Source organism: Sodalinema sp. (genome assembly GCF_046483825.1).
GTDB lineage: Bacteria > Cyanobacteriota > Cyanobacteriia > Cyanobacteriales > Geitlerinemataceae > Sodalinema.
Genome location: NZ_JAWOCL010000081.1, coordinates 1 through 11,736, shown reverse-complemented (window position 1 = coordinate 11,736; position 11,736 = coordinate 1). Strand labels below are relative to the sequence as shown.

Genomic DNA, 11,736 nt, shown 5'->3' with positions numbered 1-11,736 from the left:
GAGAGCAAAGAGTATGGCTACTAACCGTCGCACATCCCGCGTGGCTTCCCTGATTAAACGGGAAGTCAGTGATTTGTTGCTGCATGGCATTAAAGACGATCGCGTCGGGGCTGGCATGGTCAGCATTACGGATGTTAATGTCTCGGGAGATTTGCAACACGCTAAAATCTTCGTCAGTATTTATGGCACCGATGAGGCCCGGGCTGAAACGATGGCTGGCTTAACCTCGGCCACCAGTTATGTCCGACGGGAACTCGGAGCTCGGGTGCGGTTGCGGCGCACTCCTGAGGTGCAGTTCGTTGAGGATCGCTCCCTCGAACGCGGCGATCGCACTCTCGATCTTCTTAATCGTATCGCTCGCTCGGCTGAGGACGACGACGAGACCCCCTAAATTTCTCAAACTCGGGACGAGATGGCTCTCCCGAGTTCTCTTAGGTTAATTTCTGTACAGAAATTAGGGGAGTCCCTAAAAATGCGCAGCCTAGATGTTTGGCTCGACGCCGCCCGCACCGGAGCGGCGCAAGCCTATCCATTTAAGCTATCAAAATCGATAAATTAAAGGATTAAACTTGAATTAATTTAATAATAGCAAGCCTGAGCAAGCTTGTCAAGAAAAACGAGAGATTTTTATGGTAATAGATGTTACAAAATGCTAAAAGCAAGGCAGGGAGAAGAATTGGGCGATCGCGGGGAGGTTCGGTTAACTCGACTCGACAGGGCGCGAGAGACTCTGCGATACTCAGGAGGTATTGAGACGGTGTCACATTGATATCGCCCAATGCCCTCTAGATTAGTCTAGGAGGTAAGATCCCGAGACATCCCAACTGGGGCGATCGCCTAACTCATTCCAGGAGGCAATCACCATGCCAGTCGCCAACTTCCGTTAACGAACCCATCACAAATTCTTCTGACTGAATAAACCCCGAGCGGTAAGTTTCTGCCCAAATTGTCGAGAAACTTCACCCGGTTTTGTCCTGGCGCGATCGCTAGGTAAATCGACCTGGATTCTTAACAAAGCAAGGAAATAGCCATGAGAATTGCCCAAGTTTCGCCTTTATGGGAACAAGTACCCCCTCCGGGATATGGAGGAATTGAACTCGTCGTCGGTCATCTAACCGACGAACTCTGTCGCCGAGGTCATCAAGTGACCCTGTTTGCCTCCGGGGACTCCCAAACCCTGGCGGAATTGGACTCCGTCTGTCCCCAGGCCCTGCGACTCGACCCCAACGTCATCGAACCGGCCATTTACGACGTTCTGCAATACAAACGGGTTCTGGACCGGGCCGACGAATTTGACATGATCCACTTCCACACCGGCTATTCAGCATTGCCCTACGCCGAAATGCTGACCACTCCCGTGGTTCACACCCTGCATAATGGGTTTACCCTAGAAAACCAGGAAGTCTTCCGGCAATACGGTCATCAAACCTACATCAGTATCAGCGATGCCCAGCAGCAACGGGTCCCTGAACTAAACTTCGTGCGAACCGTTCATAACGGCATTGCCATCGAAGACTATCCCTTCATCACCAAACCGGCCGATGACCCGCCCTATCTAGCCTTCCTGGGTCGCCTATCCCCAGAAAAGGGGCCACACCTCGCCATTGAGATTGCCAAACGAACCGGCTGGACGTTGAAAATGGCGGGTAAGATTGACGCGGTTGACCGCCGTTACTTTACCGAAAAAATTGCCCCTCATCTCGATGGGGACCAAATCCAATACCACGGGGAACTCTCCCACCACGACAAGGTGAATCTCTTGGGATATGCCACCGCCACCCTGTTTCCCATTACCTGGGATGAACCCTTCGGTTTAGTGATGATTGAGTCGATGTGTACCGGAACGCCGGTCATTGCCTGGAGTCGGGGGGCTGTTCCCGAAATCATCGCCCAGGGAACCACCGGCTTTATCTGTCACAGTCTCGATGAGATGGTCGCCGCCGTCTCTCAGGTGAAACCCCTCAATCGGCAACATAGTCGCGATTTAGTCTCTCGTAGTTTTAGCGTCAGCAGCATGGTGGAAAAATACGAAGCGGCTTATCAAAAAGTCCTGCATCAACGGTGGGTCCAAAATGGTCATCGAGTTCCTGCCCCTCCCTTGGCGGTGGCCTAACTTGCACTCCGTTGACATCTGCTGTTTAAACGAATTTGTGAGGACCGACCAATGTCTGTTAAATCTTGTCCCTGTTGTGGTAAATCCATGTTGGAACATATCCGTATGGGTCAACTCTATTGGTTCTGTAACGCCTGTAGCTTTGAGATGCCGATTCGCTCATTTGGCGATCGCAACGCCCCAGGAACCGCCCAGACTGGGGGAGTTGCGACAAGGCCCATGAGTCAGACAGCCGCCTAATCCTTGGCTTAACGGAGGGTGCAGCCTCAGGATTTCCACCGGAGACTGCACCCTGACCTGTTTTATTGAATCTTCCGTGAATTGTCCAGTATTAATTGTTTATTCTTAATTGTCCATGGCTGACCAAACTCACAAGTTTTTTGGTCGTTGCTATGAACCAAAAAGCGATCATCATCAACGTCCATCCTCCTTACAGCAACCGCCAAAAGCAACTCTAGTTCTCAAATTTGACGATGTATTTCTCACAACGGATCACCTAGGAAATACCCTTGGAGCCACGGACTCAACCCATACGGGCCTATTCTGTCGAGATACTCGATTTCTGAGTCAATCACAATTGACCATTGAGGGTCAATCTCCCCAATTGCAGGGCTATGATGCCACTCGGGGAGATGAGGCCATCATTACCTACAGCTATCCCCCAGAGACGAAGACAGAGGCGGGAACCGTTGAAATTGAACGTCATCTGATTCTCTGTGGCGGCCTCTTTGAACAAATTACCCTCATCAACCGCCAGGCGACTCCCGTGTCTCTCTCGATTCAATTAGAATTTGATGCGGATTTCCTGGATTTATTTGAAGTTCGTCGCTACTGCGATCGCACCCAACGAGGCCAACCGCTGCAACTTGCCCAATCCCGCCCCCAATCCAATCCCGGCCTACGCTTTGCCTATTGTGGCTTAGATGGGGCCTTAGTGGAGTCGGTGATTGAGTTTCAGGGACAACCCCCCGATCAGATTCACGGACAAACCGCCACCTGGAATCTGACTCTAGCCCCCGAGATTCCCCAATATCTGGGTTATCGCTTAACGCTGTTAACAGATAACCAATTGGCGACTCAAACCCAACCGCCAGACTCCTTTAAAATGGCACGGGAACGGGTGCAAAACACCTGGAAGACTTGGAAAAGCCAAACCACTCAAATCAGCAGCGACAACCCCCAAATTAACGGGGTATTGAAACGTTCGCAGCGGGATATCTATCTACTACGGCAGTCCTTTGGAGAAGAGACGATATTATCGGCCGGGATTCCCTGGTTTTCCACCCTCTTCGGGCGAGATTCAACCATCGCCTCATCGCAAACCTTAGCCATTGCCCCCCATTTAGCCCGAGATACCGCCATTTCCCTCGCTCGTCACCAGGGAACCCTAAACCGTGATTGGCATGATGAAGATCCCGGCAAAATTCTCCATGAAGTGCGTGTTGGCGAAATGGCCCGTTGTGGTGAAATTCCCCATACCCCCTACTACGGAACCATCGATGCCACCCCGCTGTGGTTGTTGCTGCTAACAGATTACTATGCCTGGACCGCTGATGAGGGAACCTTGCGTCGGCTTTGGCCGAATGTCTTAGCGGCCATGGAGTGGATCGATCGCCACTTGCAAGACAGCGGCTATGTACGCTATCTGCGGCGATCGTCCCGAGGAATCCGTAATCAAGGCTGGAAAGACTCCGGCGATTGTATTGTCGATGGCAACGGCCAGCAAGTCGAGGGGGCGATCGCCCTGTGTGAAGTACAAGCCTATGCCTATGCCGCCAAAACCCGTTGGAGTGAGTTAGCCGCCATCTTCGGACGATCTGACCTGCAACAGCGGTGGCAAGAGGACGCGAAACAGCTCAAACAACGCTTTAATCGGGATTTTTGGCTATCTGAGCCAAACTATTGTGCTTTGGCTTTGGCCGAAGATGGAACGCCTATTGATAGTATTACCTCCAATCCCGGACTTTGCTTATTTGCCGATATCTTTGAGGCGGACAAGGCCCAAGCTGTGGCCCGACGATTGATGCAGCCGGATTTATATAGCGGTTGGGGGATTCGTACCCTTAGCAGTCAATCCCCCGCCTATGAGGCAGACGGCTATCATATCGGGTCAGTGTGGCCCCATGATACCGCTGCGATCGCCGTAGGCTTACGTCATATTGGCGAAACGGAATCGGCCCTAATTCTGGCTGAGAATCTCTTTGAAATGGCCCAGCAACAAGACCAACACCGACCCTCAGAACTGTTTTGTGGCCACCCTCGCCAGGACAATCATCCGGTGATTCCCTATCCCGTGGCCTGTTCTCCCCAAGCCTGGGCCAGTGGCTGTCTGATGCAATTAGTCCAGATGGCGTTAAACCTCCATCCTGAGGCGGCTAAACAGCGATTAGTTTTGAAGGATCCCCGTCTACTCTCTCAATGTCAACGGCTGGAACTACGAGGGTTGCGGGTGGGAACGGCCCGCCTCGATTTGCGGGTCAAGATGGGGGATTCTGGCCCCGAGGTGCAGGTGTTGAATGGCCAGGGGGATCTCGATGTGGCGATCGCCCCGTAAAAAAGCGGTTAACATGAAGAAATGTAACAGATTAGCCTAGTGTGATGATCTCTTCTCGTTCTGCACCTGATGGGCCAGCATCGGCCACACCCGTATCGCCGCCAATATCCCCGCCCATGTCCCCCCAGACTTGGCTCTGGCGGGGGTTTCGCATCTGCTATAGTCGGCAAGGAGACGCGGGGCCGGCGATCGTCCTGGTTCATGGATTTGGCGCCTCGATGGGCCATTGGCGCAAGAATATCCCCGACTGGGCGCAAGTGGGCCGCGTCTACGCCTTGGATTTACTGGGATTTGGTCAATCCCATAAACCCACCCCCGGCTTAGTGATTGACTATACCTTTGAAACCTGGGGCGATTTAGTGGCCGATTTCTGTCGAGAGGTGGTGGGGGAAGCCGCGTTTCTAGTGGGGAACTCCATCGGCTGTGTGGTGGTGATGCAAACGGCGGTCTCTCACCCTGACTGGGTGCGGGGAGTTGTCCAATTGAACTGTTCCCTACGGCTTCTGCACGATAAACGCCGGGCCAGTCAACCTTGGTTCAAACGGATGACCGCGCCAATCTTGCAGAATCTCCTGGGAATCAAGCCTGTGGGGACATTTTTCTTTCAGCAGTTAGCCACCGCCAAGACGGTCCGCAAGGTTCTCCTGCAAGCCTATCGACGGCAAGAGGCGGTCACCGATGAGTTAGTGGAGTTATTGTTAAAACCGGGACGCGATCGCCGCGCCAGTGATGTCTTTATCGCCTTTACGCGCTACTCTCAAGGGCCATTACCCGAAGAACTCCTAGAACAGTTACCTTGTCCCACGTTGATTCTCTGGGGGGAAGACGATCCCTGGGAACCGGTAGAATTGGGCCGCCAATTGGCTGAGTACCCGGCCGTCGATGACTTTATTTCCCTCCCCGGTGTCGGTCATTGTCCCCAAGATGAAGCCCCCGACTTGGTCAATCCTCGGGTCCGAGATTGGCTGTTGCAGCAGGTGAAAAACGCCGAAAACCTCTAAAACTAGGGGACAACTGCCCTGAAACAACAAACGCGCGGGCTGCCGGTCTCTGAACCGGTTTCGACGGCTGATTTTAGGCAATTCAACCCTGGATTTGCCAAAATGTTACCCCTGGGGCTTGTCAAACTTGGAGCAGTTATGATATTGGTATAGTATCGGAGTTCTACTGGCAGTCGATCTCGAAGCAATCTGTTAAGCACTGCCCAACTCGTACTAAACCGTTAATTAAAGAGAATTTGAAAAATTCAAGAGGTCTTATGAACCATCAGGTGATTCACCCTATGGTAAAAGTCCAGCGTCAAGTTCGATCGCTGGTTGATTCTCAAATCGTCAAACCGGGCGATCGCATCTGGAAAATCGCCTTTCTCTTCGGCGATGACTGGACTAGAATTAAACAAGAATTACTTGAATTCGAGTTTTCCATGCAAGATCCCCTCAGTGAACTTCTCGCCGTCGAAGTTTGGGAAGAAGAGGACGAATAGAGCCGTCGAAGTTTCGGGAAAACTGCCATAATTGTCAGGTAATTGTGAGGTGAATGTCGGAGTCTCCTCGGGAACGACTCCAAGATCTCACCCTATCCCGCCGCCACTCAGGAGGCTATTCATGGCTTCGTCGCGTCTAAACAACCGTTATCAGATTCTCGATACCCTCGGACAGGGAGGTTTCGGTTGCACCTATCTAGCCGAAGATACCCATCTTCCCTCCCGTCGTCGCTGCGTCATCAAACAACTGAAACTGACGACCCAAACCGAAGCCAAGCAATCGGTCATCCAACAGCGATTTGAACGAGAGGCGGCGGTTTTAGAAACCCTCGGCCAGCAACATCCCCAAATCCCGGAACTTCACGCCTATTTTTGCGAAAATGGGCAATTTTATTTAGTCCAAGAGTGGATTGAGGGGGAAACCCTGACTCAACAGGTTCGACGTCAGGGTCCTTGGACGGGAACCGCCGTCGTCCATGTGTTGCACGCCATTCTTCCTGTCCTAGATCATGTCCATCGCCATCAGATGATCCATCGGGACATCAAACCCGATAATATCATTTTGCGGGTTCCTGATGGTTTGCCGGTTCTGATCGACTTCGGTGCTGTTAAAGAAGCCGTCCAGGATAGCGATTTACCGGCCATGTCCTCAGTCGTCATTGGCACCCCCGGGTTTATGGCCAGCGAACAAGCCGCCGGACGACCCACCTACAGCAGCGACCTCTATAGCCTCGCCCTGACGGGCCTGTTCTTGCTATCGGGGAAAAATCCCAGTGAGATTCCCAGCGACCCCGTCACCGGAGACCTGCAATGGCGTAAAGTGCTGCCGTCAGGGGATACCCAACTTCCCCAAGCCTTGATTCAGGTGTTCGATCGCGCCCTAGCCTACCATCCGCGCGATCGCTTTACCAGTGCCGCCGAAATGCTCACCGCTCTCTCGGCCAACGGCGTTCCCTCCGAGGTCAACTCCCAATTACAAACCATCGCGATCGCCCCGGCGGCCCCCAGTCAAGTGGTCACCCAAATGACCCCCAAGCGATCGGCCCAGTCCGCCAAAGCCTCCCCGAATCCCACCCCGTCAGACCCAAAACGAGTAGCCGCATCCGCTCACTCTCAGTCATCTCAAGAGAAACTGACCCCACCGGCTCCCCCCCGTCTCATTATGGGGGGCCTACTCGCCCTCGGACTCCTCTTGGGAAGTATCAGCCTCGGTTGGGAATTGCACCAAGCTCGCAGCGATAATAGCGAGACCCCTGGCGAGACCACCGGCGAGACCACCGGCGAGACACCGGTGCAACCCAACAACCGACCGACTCCAGAGGCGACTCCAGCCGCTGAAAACACCCCAGTTCCTCCCGCCTCAGTTCCCTCCGAGCCAATCCCCGAGGAATCTCAGGATAATCTTCTCCCTCAAGAGGATGAACAATGGCTCGAACAGAAAACCATTGACACCCCTGAACCCACTCAAGAGTCTATCGAAGACGGTGATCTCGATGTTGCTCCTGAACCGACTCCTGAACCGACTCCTGAACCGACTCCCGAACCGACTCCTGAACCCACTCCCGAACCGGAGAGGACTCAACCCGTCTTGGAGGACATCATACCTCCATTGGAATCCGAAGATCCCGAAAAGCACTTCTTACCCGAAGACAACGGGAACATCCTCGGTGATCAAAAACTCGACATCTTCGACCCCAGTCGTAATCCTGATGGCCAATAGCCCCCAGTCATCCTCGTGAAACCTGTCTTCCAGAGTCTTGTTATCCTCGCTGGAGTCGTCTTCAGCCTCGATTTGCTGGCGCAACTTCAGGGAGAAGTCCTCTGGTTTACATCGGTCGGCTATTTTTCTGTTCTCCTGACACGTTTGCAAACCCAAGGGGTCATTTGGCTGATCGTAGCGGGAGTGAGCCTATTGGTGTGCTGGGGAAATCTTTCCCTGGCTGAACGACTCAAACATCCAGCCAAACCCCGAGATTACCTATCTCTACAACCGACCTTAGACCAAAAGATTAGCCCGCAAACCTTCCGAGACGATAAACCAAACTTGTCCCGAAAAGGACAACAAACTCCGGCAATTAGTTTAGGAATAGTGCTACTGATTGGCGTCAGTTTAGGGGCATTCCTCGGGCTTCTCATCCTTTACTATAGCCGCCTCATTCAAGAGCGCTGGCAGCCGGATTGGACGGTTCCCAGCATTAGCCCCCAGTCCATTGAACGACTCAATCCGTTCCAACTCTTACTTGGGTTACAACCCATGACAGACTATCCCTTTGCTTGGGGAGTCTTAATTCTGGTGCCACTTCTAGTCTTGTGGTTTCCCCGTGCCGTATTACGCAGTTTAGCGATGGGTCTAAGTGTGACCTTTGCTCTGATTTTGCCGGCACATTGGTCGCAAATCCTAAAAGCATTTTATCCCGTTGATTTTGAAATAACGGATCCACTTTTTGATTTAGATATTAGCTTTTATATCTATCAATTTCCCATCTGGGAATTGATAGAATTTTGGATGTTTGGGCTGGCAAGTTTTTGCTTTGTGGCAGTCACCTTAATCTATCTTCTCTGTGAAAATACTCTCAGTAATGGGGAGTTTCCGGGGTTTTCCCATGCCCAACAACGGCATTTACAAGGCATGGGCAGTGCTTTGATGGGGGTGTTGGCCTTGAGTAATGGCCTGCAACGCTATGGGTTACTGTATTCCGAAGATGGGGTGGCCTATGGGGCGAGTTATGCCGATGTCACCACGAAATTACCAGCCTATACGGCCCTCTCTTGGTTGGCGATCGCCATCTCCGTCCTCCTCCTCTGGGAAGCTCTCTCCGGCAGCTATCCCATCCTCAGCCGCCGTCGCACTCCCCGTCCCTTCCACCACAAACGACATCATGCCCCAAAAATTCTCATTCCACCACTGTACCTGATTCTCAGTGGCTATGCGATCGCCGCCCTCGTCAGTACCCGCGCCCTTCCCGAACTGGTACAACGAACCCTGGTTCAACCCAATGAACCCGCCCGAGAAGCCCCCTATCTTGACCACAATATCGCCTTTACCCGGCGCAGCTTCGACCTCGATACCATCGAAGTGAAAAGCTTTAACCCCACCGCCACTCTCGACGAAGCGGCGATCGCCGCCAATGATTTAACCATCCGTAATATACGTCTGTGGGACACGCGCCCCCTCCTCGAAACCAATCGTCAACTGCAACAAATCCGCCTCTACTATCGCTTCCTCAATGCCGATATTGACCGTTACAGCATTCCTCGGGAAATCAATGCTGACGGTGTCGCCGAGGAAGAAACCCGCCAAGTGATCCTAGCCGCCCGAGAATTAGACTTTGACTCGGTTCCCGATCGCGCCCAAACTTGGATCAACAAACATCTGGTGTATACCCACGGCTACGGCTTCACGATGAGTCCCGTCAACACCGCCACCCCCAATGGATTACCGGAATACTTTGTGCGGGGAATTGCGCGGGGAGACGATGAAGACGCGATCGAAACCCCCATCGAAGCAACGGATGAACGCATCCGCCAAAGTATCCCCATTGGAACGCCTCGTATTTACTATGGCGAGTTGACCAACAACTATGTCATGACCAATACCGGCGTTCAAGAGTTTGACTATCCCCAGGGCGAGGAGAATGTCTATAACATCTACGATGGCGAAGGTGGGGTAACCATTGGCAGGGGTTGGCGACGTTGGCTGTACGCCATCTATTTACGAGATTGGCGGATGTTGCTCACCGATGACTTTCGTCCAGAAACCAAGTTACTCTTTCGCCGCAATATCGATCGCCGAGTTCGTTCGATCGCCCCCTTCCTCCGCTACGACAACGACCCCTATCTCGTCATCGCCGATACCAACCCCGACTCATCTCAGACCGCCGCTGACGTGGAGGGGAATACCTTGTACTGGATTCTCGACGCTTACACCACCAGCGATCGCTATCCCTACGCCGATCCCGGAGAACATCCCTTCAACTACATCCGTAACTCCGTTAAAGTCGTCATTGATGCCTATAGCGGTTCGGTACAGTTTTACATTGCCGATGCGCGAGATCCCATCATCCAAAGTTATCAGCAAATCTTCCCAGACCTGTTCCAACCCCTCAGCGCCATGCCCGACTCCCTACGGCGGCATATTCGCTATCCCATTGACCTGTTTGAGGTGCAATCGGAACGGCTGTTGACCTATAACATGACCGATACCCTGGTCTTTTACAATCGAGAGGATCAATGGGAAGTCCCCACCGAAACCTACCGCGACCAACAACAAACCATTGAACCCTATTATCTGATCATGAAGTTACCGGAGGAAACGAGCGAGGAGTTTATTCTCCTGCACCCCTTTACTCCCCGTGGACGGGCGAATCTCATCGCCTGGTTGGCGGGGCGATCGGATGGGGAGAATTATGGCCGATTGTTGTTATATCAATTCCCAAAACAGGAGTTAATTTATGGTCCGGGGCAAATTGAAGCCCGAATTAACCAAGATCCCCTGATTTCGCAACAACTCTCCTTGTGGAATCGCCAGGGATCGCGAGTGATTCAAGGAAACCTCTTGGTGATTCCCATTGATGAATCTCTCCTTTATGTTGAACCGGTTTATCTTGAAGCCGAACAAAACGCCTTACCGACTCTAGTTCGGGTGATTGTGGCGGATGACGACCAAATTGTCATGGCCCCCAATCTCGATCGCGCCCTCGATGCTATCTTTGAACCCGAACGTCTCCCCGATCGCAGTATTATCCGTTCCATTGAAGGACTCTTCCCAGGCTTTGCCGACGATCAAGGAGACCTAGCCCCACTCCCTTAACCAAGATTCACGTTTGTTGCTGATTTCCATCCTCACCCATGAAAGCTATCCTCATCGACCGCTATGGAAACCCTGATGTCTTGGAGTATCGCGATCGCGACCTCCCCGTTGCCAAGGGCGATCACGTCCTGGTGAAGATCATGGCCAGCAGCGTTAACCCCGTTGATTGGAAAGTCCGACGAGGAGATTTTGGCCTCGTCTCAGGCTTTAACTTCCCCAAAGCCTTAGGAAGTGATGTGGCCGGAATTGTCGAAGCCGTCGGCGATGACGTGGAAACCCTCCAACCCGGTGACGAGGTCTTTGGCTTTATCTCTCCCCTCGAAGGAGGAGCCTATGCCGAGTATCTCATCATCCCCGCCGAAAATCTCGCTGCCAAACCCACTCGCCTCAGCTTTGCAGAAGCCGCCGCCGTTCCCCTAGCGGGACTCACCGCCATGCAGTCTCTGCTAGATTTAGGTGAATTACGCCCCGGGTTATCTGTTCTTATTAACGGGGCATCAGGAGGAGTCGGCAGCTTAGCGGTGCAAATTGCCAAAGCCTTTGAAGCCAACGTAACTGGGGTCTGTAGTGCCAGCAATCAAGACCTGGTGAGTCAGTTAGGGGCCGATCAGGTCATCGATTACGAAAGTAATACGGGAGTCTGAAAGCCCCGTCAATTTGTTGCGGGGATGAAAGACGACACGAGCGGCTTTAGCCAGCAATTCTCATTTTGGAAATTTTACCCTAGCTTATTGAGAATCGTCTTAATAGCGATTCTTGAAAGTCCCATTCTTTCG

9 protein-coding genes are annotated in these 11,736 nt (G+C 52.6%); all 9 read left to right on the top strand.

The features are described from left to right. The first annotated feature begins 13 nt into the window (after positions 1–13). Positions 14–391 (top strand): 30S ribosome-binding factor RbfA, encoded by a 378-nt coding sequence (gene rbfA, locus R6U67_RS05490; protein ID WP_410251614.1) that lies wholly within the window; start codon positions 14–16, stop codon positions 389–391. Positions 392–1,030: 639 nt separating this feature from the next. Further along, a complete protein-coding gene (locus R6U67_RS05485) occupies positions 1,031–2,113 on the top strand; it encodes a glycosyltransferase family 4 protein (RefSeq protein WP_410251613.1) in 1,083 nt (360 codons plus the stop codon). Between the two features lie 51 nt (positions 2,114–2,164). Beyond that, positions 2,165–2,353 (top strand): hypothetical protein, encoded by a 189-nt coding sequence (locus tag R6U67_RS05480; protein ID WP_410251612.1) that lies wholly within the window; start codon positions 2,165–2,167, stop codon positions 2,351–2,353. Positions 2,354–2,468: 115 nt separating this feature from the next. After that, on the top strand, positions 2,469–4,667 hold the full coding sequence (locus tag R6U67_RS05475; protein WP_410251611.1) for a glycogen debranching N-terminal domain-containing protein: 2,199 nt from the start codon (positions 2,469–2,471) through the stop codon (positions 4,665–4,667). Positions 4,668–4,783: 116 nt separating this feature from the next. After that, a complete protein-coding gene (locus tag R6U67_RS05470; protein ID WP_410251610.1) occupies positions 4,784–5,668 on the top strand; it encodes an alpha/beta fold hydrolase in 885 nt (294 codons plus the stop codon). 257 nt (positions 5,669–5,925) lie between these two features. Continuing rightward, positions 5,926–6,150, top strand: coding sequence for a DUF4327 family protein (locus R6U67_RS05465; protein WP_087709414.1), 225 nt, complete (start codon positions 5,926–5,928; stop codon positions 6,148–6,150). A gap of 121 nt (positions 6,151–6,271) precedes the next feature. Beyond that, positions 6,272–7,870: a serine/threonine protein kinase gene (locus R6U67_RS05460; RefSeq protein ID WP_410251609.1), complete on the top strand. Its 1,599-nt coding sequence runs from the start codon at positions 6,272–6,274 to the stop codon at positions 7,868–7,870. A gap of 15 nt (positions 7,871–7,885) precedes the next feature. Then, the gene (locus R6U67_RS05455) at positions 7,886–10,960 is read left to right on the top strand and encodes a UPF0182 family protein (protein ID WP_410251608.1); all 3,075 of its coding nucleotides are present in this window, start codon (positions 7,886–7,888) and stop codon (positions 10,958–10,960) included. Between the two features lie 38 nt (positions 10,961–10,998). After that, positions 10,999–11,604, top strand: coding sequence for an NAD(P)-dependent alcohol dehydrogenase (locus R6U67_RS05450; protein ID WP_410251607.1), 606 nt, complete (start codon positions 10,999–11,001; stop codon positions 11,602–11,604). The last annotated feature ends 132 nt before the right edge of the window (positions 11,605–11,736 follow it).